The following is a 15,612-nucleotide window of genomic DNA, read 5'->3' as shown; positions in this document are numbered from 1 at the left end:
AAATCACTATGGCAGTCAGCGTCTTTGACCTCTTCAAGATCGGCATCGGTCCGTCCAGCTCGCATACGGTCGGGCCGATGCGCGCGGCGCTGATGTTCGTCCAGGGACTCGAGCGTGACGGGCAACTCGCGGCGACGGCCCACGTGAAGGTCGAGCTGTACGGCTCACTCGGCGCAACCGGCAAGGGCCACGGCACCGATCGCGGCGTGATGCTCGGCCTGCTCGGCGACGCGCCCGACACCGTCGATCCCGACACGATCGACGCGCGGCTGGAAGACATCCGACAATCGAAGCAGCTCGCGCTGCTCGGCACGCATCCGGTGCCGTTCGTGCTGAAGGAGAACATCGCGTTCTACCGTCAGGCGCTGCCCGAGCACCCGAACGGGATGAAACTGCGCGCGTCCGACGCGAGCGGCAACGTGCTGGTCGAGCGCACCTACCTGTCGGTCGGCGGCGGCTTCGTCGTGACGGCCGGCGCACCGAACACGAAGGTGCTGAGCGCGGCCGAGCAGATGACCCACCCGTTCCGCACCGGCGCCGAGCTGCTCGCGCTGACCGAGTCGACCGGCAAGTCGATCGCGCAGCTGATGTGGGAAAACGAGCGCGCATGGCACACCGAGGAAGAGACGCGCGACGGCCTGCTGAAGATCTGGGCCGTGATGCAGTCGTGCGTGTCGCGCGGCTGCGGGATCGGCAACCCGGAAGCCGACGGCAACCTGCCCGGCCCGTTCCAGGTCAAGCGCCGCGCGCCGCAGCTGTACCGCACGCTGACGGGCAGCCCCGAGCGCGCGCTGCAGGATCCGCTGTCGATGATCGACTGGATCAACCTGTACGCGATCGCGGTCAACGAGGAAAACGCGGCCGGCGGCCGCGTCGTCACCGCGCCGACCAACGGCGCGGCCGGCATCATCCCGGCCGTGCTGCACTACTACACGCGCTTCACGCCCGGCGCGAACGAACAGGGCGTGATCGACTTCCTGCTGACGGCCGCCGCGATCGGTATTCTTTACAAGCTGAATGCGTCGATCTCCGGCGCGGAAGTCGGTTGCCAGGGCGAAGTGGGCGTCGCGTGCTCGATGGCGGCCGGCGCGCTCGCGGCCGTGCTCGGCGGCACGCCGCAGCAGGTCGAGAACGCGGCCGAGATCGGGATGGAACACAACCTCGGCCTCACCTGCGACCCGGTCGGCGGGATGGTGCAGATCCCGTGCATCGAGCGCAACGCGATGGCGTCGGTGAAGGCGGTCAACGCGGCACGCATGGCGCTGCGCGGCGACGGCTCGCACTACGTGTCGCTCGACTCCGTGATCAAGACGATGCGCGAGACGGGTGCCGACATGAAGACGAAGTACAAGGAAACGTCACGCGGCGGGCTGGCGGTGAATATCGTCGAGTGCTGAGCGCGGCGCGTCACGGCCACTGCCGGCGCGCATGCAGTACACGGAGAATCTCCACGATGCCGCCGGCTGGCCGAATGCGATACACCAGTACATAATTCGGCGCGATCACCAGTTCGCGCGTGTCCGGCACGCGCCCCAGTCGATACAGCTCCGCGCGCGCCGGCAGCGACGCGGCCTTTGCCTCCAGCAGTTCGTCCAGTTCCAGCGCGGCCAGTGGATTGTCCTGACCGATATAGTCGAGGATCGCAACACGATCCTCGTACGCCTTCGGATGCCAGTGCAGTGCGAGGGTCAAGAAGCATCACCCTGCTTGCCGGCAATCCTCCGACGCAGCGCATCACGACGTGCCTCAAACCCGGCCCTGACTTCTGCGTCGGGAATCGAGGGGCGCGGGTCGTCCAGCGCCTGCTGCACCTGCTCGCGAAACCAGCGATCGTGAGCGGCCGCTTCGTGGGCCACTTTCAGCGCCTCGGCACGATCGGGCCGGGTCGTCCGGCCGGGCGCCTCCGGGTCGAAGCCGGCCGCATCGACATCGAACCGGCTGATGCCGATGTCGCGCAAAAAGCCGACCAGCGTTTCAAAGCGACGGAACACGCGCACATCGCCGCGTTTGGCCGACAGGAAGCGTTCGTTCGCACCACAGCGGGCCGACAGCGCCCAGCCGTTGCCGCAGCCGACCACTCGCGCCGCACGTACGGCGCCCGCTTCGACGAGCTGGGTGAGCGTCTTCTGGTCGATCGTCTCGGTTGTCATGCCGTTCCTTGATTTCGTCAGTCGTTTCGACGCAAATTTTACTATTGAATGAGTTCCCATTTTATTGTTAATTGGGCGACATATTCGCGGAGGGTGAAACGGAAATTTGGCTGGATCCTTGTTGCCCCTACTTTCCATCATCGGGCTATCGCCCACAAGCCGGCCTTTTGGCCATCGCGCACCACCGGCGATCCAGCATGCCTTCCCTTCTCCACGGCCGTCCGATCTATTCCCCCTCGTTCCGACACTTTTCAGCAGCCGGCGTACCGGCGCCCCGCCAACCGGCGTAAGCTGTACGTCCCGCTACCCAGGGAGACGGCAGCCCATGTCGCATTCCAAGGATCTCGAGCAGCCCGCCACCACCGGCGCGCGACTGCTCGTCGATGCGTTGCTCGCCAATCACGTCGAACGCGTGTTCTGCGTGCCGGGCGAGAGTTTCCTCGCCGTACTCGATGCGCTGGCGGACGACACCGTGCGCATCCAGACGGTCGTCTGCCGCCACGAGGCGGCCGCCGCGAACATGGCCGAGGCCGTCGGCAAGCTCACCGGCCGCCCCGGCATCGCGTTCGTCACACGCGGCCCCGGCGCGACCCATGCGTCGATCGGCGTGCACACCGCGTTCCAGGATTCGACGCCGATGATCCTGTTCGTCGGCCAGTGCGCACGCGAGCACCTCGACCGCGAAGCCTTCCAGGAAATCGACTACCGGCGGATGTTCGGCCAGATGGCGAAATGGGTCGCGCAGATCGACGACCCGCGTCGTATCCCCGAATACCTGAGCCATGCGTTCCACGTCGCGACGTCCGGCCGCCCCGGCCCGGTCGTGCTCGCGCTGCCGGAAGACGTGCTGTCCGAAGCGTGCGCGCCGCAGCCGGTCGTGCCGGCTGCAAAACGCGTCGCGGCCGCGCCGTCGGCCGCGCAGCTCGACGAGCTGCGCGAGCGGCTCGCGCGCGCCGAGCGGCCGTTCGCGATCGTCGGCGGCAGCGGCTGGACACCCGACGCGTGCGCGAACCTGCGCACCTTCGTCGAGCGCTGGCAGCTGCCGGTGGCCTGTGCGTTCCGCTACCAGGACACGATCGACAACGCGCACCCGAATTACGCCGGCGACGTCGGGCTCGGGATCAACCCCGCGCTCGCGAAGCGCATCCGCGACGCCGACCTGCTGCTCGTGATCGGGCCACGCCTCGGCGAAGCGACGACCGGCGGCTACACGCTGCTCGACATCCCGAAGACGCGCCAGACGCTGATCCACGTACATCAGGGCGCGGACGAGCTTGGCCGCGTGTATGCGGCCGACCTGCCGATCGTGTCGGGCATGCCCGAAATCGCCGCGCCGCTCGCCGCGCTCGAGCCGCCCGAACACCCCGCATGGGCCGGCACCGCTGCCGACGCGCATCGCGCGTATCGCGAATGGCATGCGCCGCTGCCGATGCCCGGCGACGTCCAGCTCGGCGACGTGATGGTGCAACTGCGCGAGCGCCTGCCGCATGACGCGATCCTCACCAACGGCGCCGGCAACTATGCGATCTGGCTGCATCGCCACTTCGCGTACCGGCACTTCCGCTCGCAGCTCGCGCCGACCAGCGGCGCGATGGGCTACGGCGTGCCGGCCGCGCTTGCCGCGAAGTCGCTGTACCCGTCACGCGCCGTCGTCGCGCTCGCGGGCGACGGCTGCTTCATGATGGCCGGCAACGAGCTCGCAACTGCGATGCAGTACGGGCTGAACATCGTCGTGATCGTCGTCAACAACGGGCATTTCGGCACGATCCGCATGCATCAGGAGCGTAACTACCCGGGGCGCGTGCATGGCACGGGGCTCACGAATCCCGATTTCGCCGCGTATGCGCGTGCGTTCGGCGCACATGGCGAGACCGTCGAGCGCACCGCCGATTTCGCGCCCGCGCTCGAGCGCGCACTGACCTGCGGGCTGCCCGCGCTGATCGAGATCCGCATCCCGCAGGACGCCAGCACGCCGGCCGCGACACTCGAGCAGATCCGCGAACAGGGCCGCCGCGCACGCGGTGGGTGACGGTGGACACGCACGCCGCGCCACACGCCGTCGCGCTGTCGCACGACGCCGCGCTCACGTACCCCGGCACGCTGCTCGCGCCGGACGGCACGCTCGTCGCGCCTTACGACCTGGAGCACGGCGGCGCGCGTGCTGTCGGCCACGTGCCGGCCGCGCCCGCACGTGGCCTGCTGCACGCCGCGCACCAGCCGTTCAGGCTCGACTACGACCGTGCACGGCACGTACACGTGATCAACGGGATGGGTGTCACGCTCGGCGATTCGGTGATCGGGCTCACGGCACTCGCCGCGTTGCGCGCCGCGCACCCGGGCCTGCACTTCACGCTGTATCGACCGGCCTGCGCGCCGGGTTATGTCGAGGCGCTGTATGCGCTCGCTGCCGACAGCGTCGCGCCGTCGCGCGCACTGCCGTACCCCGCCGGCGCGCTGCCGGCGGACGCGCCGTGCATCGACGTCGGCAATCACCTGTACTGGCCCGCGTTCGCGCGGCTGCCGATGATCGACTTCTTCCTCGACGCGCTCGGCGTGGAGCCCGCGTCGGTGCCGGCGTCGGCCAAGCGCAACCGCTGGCTCGCGCAGTTGCCGCTGCCTGCGTTGCCTGCGCAATGGCAACGCCCGTACGTGCTGTTCTGCGCGACCGCGAGCACCGCGTTGCGCAGCGTGCCGCCGGCACTGCAGGCGACGATCGTCGAGCAGCTCGTGCAGCGCTACGGGTTGCCGGTAGCCGGGTTCTGGCCCGTCGCGCATCCCGCCTATGTCGACGTGAGCGCCGATGCGGCCGGCGGTACGGCCCGGTTCATGGCATGGATCAAGGGTGCCAGCGTGCTGTTCGCGCCCGACACGGCAGCGCTGCATCTCGCCGACGGTTTCGACGTGCCGACGCTCGCGTGCTTCACGACGATCGGGCCGACGCTGCGCGTGCGCGACTATCCGCATTGCGTGCCGGTCGCGCTCGACGTGCCCGCTGAATTGCGCGGGATGCATCGCAGCGAACGGCCGGCCGATCTCGCGGCGGTCGAGGCCGCCTATCGCGCGATCGACTGGGATGCGCTGGCGTGGCCCGCGCCGCGCGAAACGGCGGCTACGGCCGAATAGGGAAACCGGGAGCGGCGGCCGGTTGCGAGGCTGAAAGCGTCGCTGCGTGGACGTGTCGCCTGAGCCTGAGCCTGAGCCGGTGCCTGAGCAGGTGTCGAAGGCGGCGTCTAAACCAGAACCACTTCGACTACCGCCCCGCGCTCACCCCACCGCCACCATCACCGCGCGCTCGCGCAGCGTCTCCGACGGCCGCTTGCCGAACAGCCGCCGGTAATCCGTCGCGAACTGGCTGAGATGCCAGAAGCCCCACGCCTCCGCCACGTCCTGCACCGAGCCGGCCGCACGGCCGCACAGGTCGCGCCGCGCGCCGTTCAGCCGCAACGTGCGCAGATAGGTCGCGGGCGCCATGCCGAGCACGTCCTGGAAGCAGTACTGCAGCGTGCGCCGGCTCACGTGCAACTGCTCGCACAGCTCGGGCACGCCGACCGGGCGCGTGCGGTGCGCGAGCACGTAGTCGCGCGCCTGTTCGACGATCCAGCGGCGCATCGACGGCGCACGGCCCGAATCGTCGTCGGCCGGCTGCGCGCACACGTCGAACAGCGCGGCCAGCACCTCGGCCTGCAGGTCGTCGCGCTGCGCATCGGCCAGCGGGCCGGCCATCGCCATCGCGCCGTCGAGCCGTCGGCCGAGCAGCGCGCAAAGGCGCGCGAGCCGCGCATCGCCAACCTGCATCACGCGCTGCGTGAACAGCCGCTCGTCGAGCGCACAGTGCTCGACCTCTTCCGCGTAGCGGCGCAGCACGTCGCCGCGCACGACGACACCGTAGATCGAGAACTGCGCGGGCGTCACCAGTTCGAATTCGACGTTGCCGGGCCGGAACGCGAGCGCACCCGGCCCGATGCGGCACGCATCGACGCGCGCGGTGCCGTCGCTCACGAGCGGAATGCCGAACCAGTACGCGTCGCCGCGCACCTCGCATGCCTGGCGCAGCAGGTGGCTCGTCGATTCGCGAAACAGCTTCATCGTGTCGAGCGGCAGCTCGGTCAATGTGCCAACGAAGCGGCCGGCCGCGAGCTGGTCGTAGGTCTGCCGCCAGCCGATCAGGTTGCGCGCCTGCTCGTCGGCGTCATGCGCGACGCTGACGACCGCCTGCCCGGCCAGCGCGTCGTCGCCCTGCGCGTTGCGCCGCGTGTCTTCGGCCGTCGGTTCTTCGCTGCACGCCACGTATTGGTCCATCGTGTCCTCCCTCACCTGCCCGGAACCACACCTGCCACGCAAGTCCCGTGCCGAACAGCGCACGACCCGCGCAAAGTCCGTCATTCGACGCTGCGCGGCACGGACGCGCCATGCGGGCATGCCCGAACGCCTTGTCGCACGCACCCCGTCGGTGCGGCACGCGCCGCGCCGGCGCATCCGGTACGCGCCGCCCGCCCGGCCATGCGCGACGGCCGGCTAGCCACCGTTCGCGGGCCGCAACCGCACGACGCGCGTGCCGCAATTGCCGTACGCCTGCGCGACCGCCAGCTCGACGATCGCGCTGCCGGCCGGCCAGGGCGCCGCGTCCGCCTCGGACAGATCCGTCCGCAGCGTCGCGCGCCCGTTGATCCGGTAACGGATACCGCGCACGAAGTCGACGAACAGCAAACCGACGCCGCTGCCGTTACACCGCGCCGCGTCAATCCGGCCACCGTCGCTCTCGCCGTACACCGGCAACACGAAGCGCAGCGTCTTCGTATCGATCACGCGCACGACCGGCAGCAGGTCGCCGTTCGCGTCGCGCCGGCTCTGCACGATGTCGCAGGTCACGCCCGCCTGCCCGCCGCACGCCGTGCCGACGAACATGAATGGCTGCGTCTCGATGAACTGGCGCACGCCCATGCTCAGCCGCGTCGTCACGACGTCGCTCATCCGCTCGGCCTCGTCGGCGACGCCGAAACGGTGTTGCGCGTCGAGTTCACCCGCGTGGAACACGGGATGGCGCGGATAGGATCGGGGCGGTTCTGACATGGAGTTTTACGTCCGGCGCGCCGGCTCGACTTGCCGCCGCGAGCAAACGACCATCGGTATCGTTTCCGGCGAAGACCGCGACAATCCGCGGCCGGAACCAGATTGCAAATGCGAATGGGCGGAAACGGTCAATCTCCGGATCGCCGGTCGGTCGCGCGGCACGCATCCGCGCACCGGTCGTCGGCCAGGCAGCCACCGCCGCCCGGCGCGATACGCGTTCGACGACCCTCCGGTATCCGAAGCTTTACCGCTCGAGACAGCGCCCCGACCGGCCGACGCATACCACCGCCGGCCGGCCAGGACGCCCGCGCACGGATCAGAAGAACCCGAGCGCCTCGGCCTGATAGCTCACCAGCAGGCACTTCGTCTGCTGATAGTTCGACAGCGCCATCTTGTGCGTCTCGCGGCCGATCCCCGACTGCTTGTAGCCACCGAACGCCGCATGCGCGGGATACAGGTGGTAGCAGTTGGTCCATACGCGGCCGGCTTCGACCTCGCGGCCCATCCGGTACGCGCGCGTGCCGTTGCGCGTCCACACGCCCGCGCCGAGCCCGTAGAACGTGTCGTTCGCGAGTTCGATCGCGTCCTGCTCGTCCTTGAACGTCATCACCGACGCGACCGGCCCGAAGATCTCTTCCTGGAACACGCGCATCTTGTTGTTGCCGAGCAGCATCGTCGGCTTCACGTAGTAGCCCGTGCCGAGTTCCGCCGCCGGCGCCGTGCGCTCGCCGCCGGTCAGGCATTGCGCGCCTTCGCCGCGACCGATGTCGATGTACGACAGGATCTTGTCGAGCTGCTGCTGCGAGGCCTGCGCGCCGATCATCGTCTGCAGGTCGAGCGGATGGCCGGCCTTGATGCGCTCGACCCGCGCGACCGCCTTCTCGATGAACTTCTCGTAGATCGATTCCTGGATCAGGATCCGCGACGGGCACGTGCACACTTCGCCCTGGTTCAGCGCGAACATCGCGAGCCCTTCGAGCGCCTTGTCGAGGAACGCGTCGTCCTGGTCGAGCACGTCGGCGAAGAAGATGTTCGGGCTCTTGCCGCCCAGTTCGACCGTCGACGGGATCAGGCTGTCGGCCGCCGCGCGCAGGATGTGCTTGCCGACCGGCGTCGAGCCGGTGAACGCGATCTTCGCGATGCGCTTGCTGGTCGCGAGCGCTTCGCCCGCTTCCTTGCCGAAGCCGTTCACGATGTTGATCGTGCCGGCCGGGAACAGGTCGCCGATCAGCTCCATCAGCACCAGCACCGACGCGGGCGTCTGCTCGGCCGGCTTCATCACCACGCAGCAGCCGGCCGCGAGCGCCGGCGCGAGCTTCCATGCGGCCATCAGCAGCGGGAAGTTCCACGGGATGATCTGGCCGACGACGCCGAGCGGCTCGTGGAAGTGGTACGCGACGGTGTTGTCGTCGATTTCGGAGATGCCGCCTTCCTGCGCGCGGATGCAGCCCGCGAAATAGCGGAAGTGGTCGATCGCGAGCGGCAGGTCGGCCGCCATCGTCTCGCGCAGCGGCTTGCCGTTGTCGATGGTCTCGGCCACGGCCAGCAGCTTCAGGTTCTTTTCCATCCGGTCGGCGGCGGCGAGCAGCAGGTTCGCGCGCTCGGCGACCGACGTCTTGCCCCACTTGCGGCGTGCGGCATGCGCGGCGTCGAGCGCGAGCTCGATGTCGTCGGCGCCCGAGCGCGGTATGCGACAGAACGGCTGGCCGTTGATCGGCGACACGTTCTCGAAGTACTCACCTTTCACCGGCGGAACCCACTTGCCGCCGATGTAGTTGTCGTATTGCTGACGGTACGGGTATTCGACGTCGAGGCCCAGTTGCTTCAGGTCAAACGGGTTCATACATGTCTCCTGTTCATCGTGCTTGTGTGAGTACAGCGCCGGTTGGAATTGCGCTGCCCTCGTTTACGCAACATGCGTGCCAAACAGGACGGAAGCACGGCAACCACGGCCGGCCCGCGTGCGCACCGTGCCGTGTTCACCGACGCAGCATGGCGGGTGTGCCGATTCTGAACAGCCTGGTTGCGCAGCACGCCGGGACGGTGTTCGAAATCTCCACAGTGCGCAGGCGCACCCGCGCGCGGAGGCAGGCCGTGCCGCGTGGCATGTCGCTTGCGTGCGCCGTTCGCATTCCCATGCAGCGGCGTGTGCGCCGACCGACACCATGAACGACCGCGGCCCCCTGACCGACGACGCCATCGCGTTCATCCGCGAGCAGGCGTTCCTGATCGTCGCGACCGCCGACGCGGCCGGCAACAGCGACTGCTCGTACCGCGGCCGCCAGCCGCGCGCGGACGGCTCGTTCGAGCCGCTCGTCGACCTGCCCGACCGCCGCACGCTCGTGCTGCCCGACTTCGCGGGCAACCACCTGTTCAACACGATCGGCAACCTGCTGGTGAATCCGGCCATCGCGCTGCTGTTCGTCGACTTCGTGCGGCAGACGACCTGGCTCGTGCAGGGCCGCGCGACGATCGACGAGGAGGCGGGAAGCCGTGCGCATCTGTGGCCCGATGCGCGGCGTTATGTGGTGGTTGAAGTGGCGCATGCGCAGGCCCGGGCGGATGCGACGCTGCCGCCGCTGGTGCTGGCTTGAGGGGCAAGGCGGATCGTCAGCGTGCGAATGCGGCGATGATCGCTCCGGCCGCCGTGGCCGGACCGTCCGTGCGCGACGACGCGAGGCTCAACGCGCGTGCGTCTCCGCACAAGCCGGTTCGATCCGGTTGCGCACCGGCACGTCGGCATGCACGTGCTCGTCGGTGTCGTCATCCGTTTCAGTCGCCGCCGGTCGCCCACCCAGAAACGCAAACACCACTCCCGCACACAGCACCGTCACGACCGCCAGCCCGATCAACAACCGATCGAACGCATGCGTGTAGCTCGCGAGCAGCGCCGCATGCCCGACTCCCGGCAACGCAACCGCCGCACCCGCGAGATCACCGGTTGCGAGCCACGCCGCCGCACGCAGCGTCGCTTCAGGCGTGCCGGCAGCGCCCGCCGCCTGCATCAGCCCCGTCCGCGCGAGCCCAGCCAGCACCGCACCGACGATCGCGAGCGCGATCCCTTCGCCAGCCACGCGCGTCGTGCTGAAGATTCCCGTCGCCATCCCGGCGCGCTCCTTCGGCACGACGCTCACCGACAGCCCGTCCATCAGCCCCCACGGCATCCCGGCCCCGACGCCGATCACGATCATCGGCGCGATCGCCGCGGCCCCCGCGCCGCCGCGCAGCGCGATGCCCAGCCACACGAGCCCGGCTGCCGCGATCAGGAGCCCGAACCCCGAGATCACGCCGGCCGACAGCCAGCGCGTGAGCGTCGCCGCGATGGACGGCACGATCAGCATCGGCGCGGAAATCGCGAGCATCAGCCAGCCGGCATCAATCTCGCTGAAGCCGTCGATACCGATGAAGCGCAGCGGCAGCACGACGAGCAGCACGATATAGCAGCAGCAGGTCGACACCGGCAGCACCTGCACGCCGACGAAGCGCGCGATCCGGAACAGCGACAGGTCAAGCATCGGCCGCGCGACGCGCGTCTCGATCGCGACGAACGCGCCCGCGCCGAGCGCCGCGCCTGCCAGCAGCGCGATCACCAGCGGGCTCGACCAGCCGCGCGCGGGCGCCTCGATCACGCCGAACGTGAACAGCGTCAGCGCGGTGGTGAACGCGGCCGTGCCGGGCCAGTCGAGCCCCGTCGCATGCGGGTCGCGCGACTCGTGCATGCGCGGCAGCCCGAATACGAGCGACAGCCCGCCGGCCACCGCGCCCGTCACGAAGATCGCGCGCCAGCCGTATTGCCCGATCAGCGCGCCGGCGAGCACCGGCCCGAACGCGAGCCCGATGCCGAAGGTCGTGCCGAGCAGGCTGAATGCGCGCGTGCGCGCCGCGCCGTCGAACTCCTGCGCGAGCGCGGCCGTGCCGCCCGCGAGCGCCGCGGCCGCCGCGAGCCCTTGCGCGGCGCGCAGCAGGTCGACCGCGAGCATCGACGGCGCGAACGCAAGCGCGCCCGACATCAGCGTGAAGCCGCCGACGCCGATCGCGAACAGGCGCTTGCGGCCGAACTGGTCGGCCAGCGCGCCGGCCGCCATCAGGAAACTGCCGAACGCGAGCATGAACGCGTTGGTGATCCAGTTCATCGCGACCGTCCCGCCGTGCAGGTCGCGGCCGATCGCGGGCGTCGCGACGGCGCCGCCCGAAAACGACAGCGGCAGCGCGACGGCGGCCAGGCAGACGGCGGCCAGCACCCATGCGCGCCGGCGTGCCGACGGGTCCGAAGCGGCTGAAAAAGGGTGATCCATCATCGCTCCTCGAAAAGCCGGCGCGGATGCGCCGCCAGAGCGACAGAAGATAAATCCGATTCAATCCACGAAAAACCACGCAAAACTCCGCATATAACGGACTAAAATTCCGCAATTCACTCGGCCACGTGCGTCGACGCACGCCTTCGATTCGATGGACAACCTGACCGGCATCGTCGCCTTCGTCCGCACCGCCGAAGCATTGAGCTTCGTCGCGGCGGGCCGCGCGCTCGGCATCTCGGCGTCGGCGGTCGGCAAGACGATCGCGAAACTCGAGCAGTCGCTTGGCGTGCGGCTGTTCAACCGCACGACGCGGCGCGTCACGCTCACCGAAGAGGGGCGGCATTTCTACGAACGCTGCCAGCGGATCCTCGAGGATTTCCGCGACGCGGAAGCGACCGTGACGGCCTCCGCGCAGCGCCCGCGCGGCAGGCTGCGCGTGAGCCTGCCGGTGATCGGCTACCGGTTCCTGCTGCCGGTGCTGCCCGAATTCCGGCAGCGCTACCCGGACGTCGAACTCGATCTCGATTTCAACGACCGGATGGTGGATGTCGTCGAAGGCGGCTTCGACGCGGTGATCCGCAGCGGCCCGCTGTCGGATTCGAGCCTGATGTCGCGGCGGCTCGGCCCGTTCGCGTTCGTGCTGTGCGCGACGCCCGCGTATCTCGCGCAGGCCGGCACGCCGCGCGCACCGCGCGATCTCGAAGCGCACGAATGCGTGCGCTACTGCTTCCCGACCACCGGCAAGCTGCAGGACTGGGCGCTCGCGGCCGACGACGGCACGCCGCTGAAGCTGCGCACCGCGCTGACCTGCAACAACATGGAGGCGCTGCGCGGCACCGTGCTCGCGGGGCTCGGCATCGGCTACATGCCCGACTTCCTCGCGCGCGATGCGCTTGAGCAGGGCACGCTCGTCACCGTGCTCGACGACTACCGGATCGCGCCGGGGCAATTCTCGATCGTGTGGCCGTCGAGCCGGCAGTTGTCACCGAAGCTGCGTGTGTTCGTCGATTTTCTGTGCGAGCGGTTGTTCAGGTAGCAGGTCCGGTCGTAACTCAAGGCCCCGCGCATTCGCAAAATCAGGACAGCTGCCATTGTGAATATGATTGATCTATACGCCATACACGAGCAAAAAGCTTCGGATGGCATCTTAACGATTCATCCCGCTCGATGGCTATACGCCGGGCGACAATTCGGGCAGGGCGGTGTATTCGATCTTCTTTCCCAAGGAACACAGGAAATTAGAGTTGGTGACCACCTTGTCGAGCACTTTAGGCAACTTCGAGATGCAGGGTTAGACAGCAAAGTACGTCACAAACATGGCTACTACTTCGCCACATCAGAGATCGCCGAGCGGTACCTCAAATACGTTCCGCGAAACCGCGGGCTCGAATGCGCCGTACGTGACGTGTTATCGGTACGAAACCCGGCTGGGCAAACCGAAGTTCATACCCGAGTTGGCTACATCGACTTGTTACTGCCTACAGCCGTCGTAGAAGTAAAAAGCTTGGCAAATTGGAAGCACGCCCTTGGGCAGGTGCTAGCGTACTCAAGTTACTACCCGAATCGACGCAAGGTAATCCATCTCTATACTCCAGGCGTCGGTCGCCCTGAGCTTACCGAGCAACTGAAGATTTGCGCCACATTTAATGTGGATATCACGTGTCAAAACCTTCTTCCTAGTGAACTTGGTCCTATGTCGAGACTTGGCCAGGAGTTTGATGCTCGAGGCACTGGACAGACATGAAGGGCAATTTCATGGAGGGTCATTCGCACAAGCCAAGCAATTCGATCAGGGCCTGATATCGGCGACCTAGTTCGGCGTCGTCACGCATCGCCGATCCGCTCCGCCTCCGCCTGCGGCAGCAACGCATCGCTGTCGTCCTTCAGCCCGACACCCGTCAGCCCGAGCCGGCGCGCGTGCGTCATCAGGTAATGCAGCTTGTGCGCGGCCCCCGCGTACGGCAGCCCTTCAGGCCGCACGTTCGAGATGCAGTTGCGCAATGCATCGTGGCAGCCGACCTTCGGCGCCCAAGTCAGGTACACGCCGAGGCTGTCCGGCGAGCTGAGCCCCGGCCGTTCGCCGATCAGCATCGCGACCACCTTCGCGCGCAGCAATTCGCCGATCTCGTCGCCGAGCGCGACGCGCGCCTGCGTCGCGACCACCACCGGGCCGATCCGCCAGCCATCGGCATCGAGCCGCGGCCGCACGGCCTGCAGCAACGGCAGCGCCTGCTTCGCGGCCGCAAACGCCGACAGCCCGTCGCCGACCACGAACACGACGTCGGGCCCGTCGCCCGTCACCGCGTCGCCGTGCGCCGCCAGCAGCGCGCGCCCTTCATCCGACAGCTTGCGGCCGAGGTCGGGCCGGCGCAGGTAATGCTGGCGATCGGGCGCGGCACTCTGCACGCCGAGCGTCGCGAAGCCGGCTGCCTCGATCTCCCGCCGCAGCGCGTCCACGTCGAGCGGCTGGTGCACCGCGTCGCGCGCCTGCGCATGCGACAGGTTGAACGCAAGCAGCGGCGCGGTCGGCAGGCTGTTGCCCGCGCGGCCGAGCGCGATCCGCGCGTTGGTGAACGACTTCAGCTGCGCCCACGGGTTCTTTTCGACGGCGTCGCTCATGCCGAAATCCCCATCCAGTCGTTCGCGCCCGCGAGCAGCGGCACGCGCGACGTCGCCGCACGCAACGCGCCGTGCGCGTCGGCGATCTCCATCGTCTCCAGCCACTCCTCGAATTCCGGCGCGCGGCGCAGGCCCAGCACCTCGCGCACGTACAGCTGGTCGTGGAACGACGTGCTCTGGTAGTTCAGCATCACGTCGTCCGCGCCCGGAATTCCCATGATGAAGTTGATGCCGGCCGCACCGAGCAGCGTCAGCAGCGTATCCATGTCGTCCGAGTCGGCTTCCGCGTGGTTCGTGTAGCAGATGTCGCAGCCCATCGGCACGCCGAGCAGCTTCCCGCAGAAGTGATCCTCGAGCCCAGCACGGATGATCTGCTTGCCGTCGTACAGGTATTCCGGCCCGATGAAGCCGACCACCGTGTTCACGAGGAACGGCTCGAACTTGCGCGCCACCGCATACGCGCGCACTTCGCAGGTCTGCTGATCGACGCCGAAGTGCGCGTTCGCCGACAGCGCACTGCCTTGCCCCGTCTCGAAGTACATCAGGTTGTTGCCGACCGTGCCGCGCTTGAGCGACAACGCGGCCTCGCGCGCCTCGCCGAGCAGCGCGAGCGAGATCCCGAAGCTCGCGTTCGCCTTCTCGGTGCCCGCGATCGACTGGAACACGAGATCGACCGGCGCGCCCTTCTCGACCGCCGCGATCGTGTTGGTCACGTGGGTGAGCACGCACGACTGCGTCGGCACGCCGTAGCGTTCGCGGAAGCCGTCGATCATCGCGAGCAGCTTCACGATCGCCGCGAGGCTGTCGGTGGCCGGGTTGATGCCGATCATCGCGTCGCCGCAGCCGTACATCAGCCCGTCGAGCATCGACGCGGCGATGCCCTTCACGTCGTCGGTCGGGTGGTTCGGCTGCAGCCGCACCGACATCCGGCCCGGCAGCCCGACCGTGTTGCGAAAGCGCGTGACCACGCGGCGCTTCCGCGCTGCCGCGATCAGGTCCTGGTTGCGCATCAGCTTCGACACCGCCGCGACCATCTCGGGCGTGAGGCCCGGCGCGATCCGTTCGAGCGCCGCGCCGTCGGCGGCCGGCGACAGCAGCCAGTTGCGGAACTCGCCGACGGTGAGGTGCGAGATTTCCGCGAAGGCCGCCGCATCGTGATCGTCGACGATGAGGCGCGTGACCTCGTCGTCTTCATACGGGATCACCGCTTCGTTCAGGAATGCCTTCAGCGGCACGCCCGCGAGCGCGATCTTCGCGGCGACGCGTTCCTCCTCGCTCGCCGCCGCGACACCGGCGAGCTGGTCGCCGGAACGCAGCGGGCTCGCCTTCGCGAGCAGCGTCTTCAGGTCCGCGAAACGGTACGTGCGCGAACCGATCGTCTCCGTATAGGACATCTGCGAATCTCCTTGCCAAAAGCCGACGGCGCGCCCGTTCGACGGGGCGCGCCGGATGCCGTCAGGAACGGCCGTTCACCT

General features: G+C 68.3%; 13 protein-coding genes. 5 read left to right on the top strand and 8 right to left on the bottom strand.

What is annotated here, in order from left to right:
- Positions 1-8: 8 nt before the first annotated feature.
- Positions 9-1,397 (top strand): L-serine ammonia-lyase, encoded by a 1,389-nt coding sequence (locus CFB39_RS00650; protein WP_089424185.1) that lies wholly within the window; start codon positions 9-11, stop codon positions 1,395-1,397.
- 10 nt (positions 1,398-1,407) lie between these two features.
- On the opposite strand, the gene CFB39_RS00645 is transcribed toward CFB39_RS00650, so the two are convergent.
- A complete protein-coding gene (locus tag CFB39_RS00645; RefSeq protein ID WP_089471903.1) occupies positions 1,408-1,692 on the bottom strand; it encodes a type II toxin-antitoxin system RelE/ParE family toxin in 285 nt (94 codons plus the stop codon).
- Complete coding sequence (locus CFB39_RS00640) at positions 1,689-2,150, bottom strand: hypothetical protein (RefSeq protein ID WP_089430424.1); 462 nt, start codon at positions 2,148-2,150, stop codon at positions 1,689-1,691. Before CFB39_RS00640 ends, CFB39_RS00645 begins: the two co-directional genes overlap by 4 nt.
- Positions 2,151-2,475: 325 nt before the next feature.
- Here CFB39_RS00640 and CFB39_RS00635 point away from each other — a divergent pair, with 325 nt between their 5' ends.
- Together CFB39_RS00635 and CFB39_RS00630 are read left to right on the top strand one after the other, a co-directional pair.
- Complete coding sequence (locus tag CFB39_RS00635) at positions 2,476-4,179, top strand: thiamine pyrophosphate-binding protein (RefSeq protein WP_089471902.1); 1,704 nt, start codon at positions 2,476-2,478, stop codon at positions 4,177-4,179.
- The gene (locus CFB39_RS00630; RefSeq protein ID WP_089471901.1) at positions 4,176-5,273 is read left to right on the top strand and encodes an ADP-heptose--LPS heptosyltransferase; all 1,098 of its coding nucleotides are present in this window, start codon (positions 4,176-4,178) and stop codon (positions 5,271-5,273) included. Before CFB39_RS00635 ends, CFB39_RS00630 begins: the two co-directional genes overlap by 4 nt.
- Before the next feature lie 141 nt (positions 5,274-5,414).
- On the opposite strand, the gene CFB39_RS00625 is transcribed toward CFB39_RS00630, so the two are convergent.
- The 3 genes from CFB39_RS00625 to CFB39_RS00615 form a co-directional block, all read right to left on the bottom strand.
- Entirely contained in the window at positions 5,415-6,449 is a 1,035-nt protein-coding gene (locus CFB39_RS00625; protein ID WP_089471900.1) for a helix-turn-helix domain-containing protein, read from the bottom strand.
- A gap of 216 nt (positions 6,450-6,665) precedes the next feature.
- Positions 6,666-7,220 (bottom strand): hypothetical protein, encoded by a 555-nt coding sequence (locus CFB39_RS00620; RefSeq protein WP_089471899.1) that lies wholly within the window; start codon positions 7,218-7,220, stop codon positions 6,666-6,668.
- Between the two features lie 316 nt (positions 7,221-7,536).
- On the bottom strand, positions 7,537-9,063 hold the full coding sequence (locus tag CFB39_RS00615) for an aldehyde dehydrogenase family protein (protein ID WP_089424179.1): 1,527 nt from the start codon (positions 9,061-9,063) through the stop codon (positions 7,537-7,539).
- 322 nt (positions 9,064-9,385) lie between these two features.
- On the opposite strand from CFB39_RS00615, the gene CFB39_RS00610 reads away from it, so the two are divergent.
- On the top strand, positions 9,386-9,814 hold the full coding sequence (locus tag CFB39_RS00610; RefSeq protein WP_089471898.1) for a pyridoxamine 5'-phosphate oxidase family protein: 429 nt from the start codon (positions 9,386-9,388) through the stop codon (positions 9,812-9,814).
- 87 nt (positions 9,815-9,901) lie between these two features.
- Here CFB39_RS00610 and CFB39_RS00605 read toward each other — a convergent pair whose 3' ends face one another.
- Positions 9,902-11,515, bottom strand: a complete 1,614-nt coding sequence (locus CFB39_RS00605) for an MFS transporter (protein ID WP_089471897.1) — start codon at positions 11,513-11,515, stop codon at positions 9,902-9,904.
- A gap of 154 nt (positions 11,516-11,669) precedes the next feature.
- Between CFB39_RS00605 and CFB39_RS00600 the strand changes: the two genes are divergently transcribed.
- On the top strand, positions 11,670-12,554 hold the full coding sequence (locus tag CFB39_RS00600) for a LysR family transcriptional regulator (protein ID WP_089471896.1): 885 nt from the start codon (positions 11,670-11,672) through the stop codon (positions 12,552-12,554).
- A gap of 788 nt (positions 12,555-13,342) precedes the next feature.
- Here CFB39_RS00600 and eutC read toward each other — a convergent pair.
- Both eutC and CFB39_RS00590 read right to left on the bottom strand, forming a co-directional pair.
- Positions 13,343-14,137: an ethanolamine ammonia-lyase subunit EutC gene (eutC, locus tag CFB39_RS00595; RefSeq protein ID WP_089471895.1), complete on the bottom strand. Its 795-nt coding sequence runs from the start codon at positions 14,135-14,137 to the stop codon at positions 13,343-13,345.
- On the bottom strand, positions 14,134-15,531 hold the full coding sequence (locus CFB39_RS00590) for an ethanolamine ammonia-lyase subunit EutB (RefSeq protein ID WP_089471894.1): 1,398 nt from the start codon (positions 15,529-15,531) through the stop codon (positions 14,134-14,136). Before CFB39_RS00590 ends, eutC begins: the two co-directional genes overlap by 4 nt.
- Positions 15,532-15,612: the final 81 nt, after the last annotated feature.

The sequence above is a fragment of the Burkholderia sp. AU6039 genome (assembly GCF_002223365.1).
Classification (GTDB): domain Bacteria; phylum Pseudomonadota; class Gammaproteobacteria; order Burkholderiales; family Burkholderiaceae; genus Burkholderia.
The sequence above is the reverse complement of the archived record's forward strand: the minus strand, read 5'-3'. Positions and strand labels throughout refer to the sequence as shown.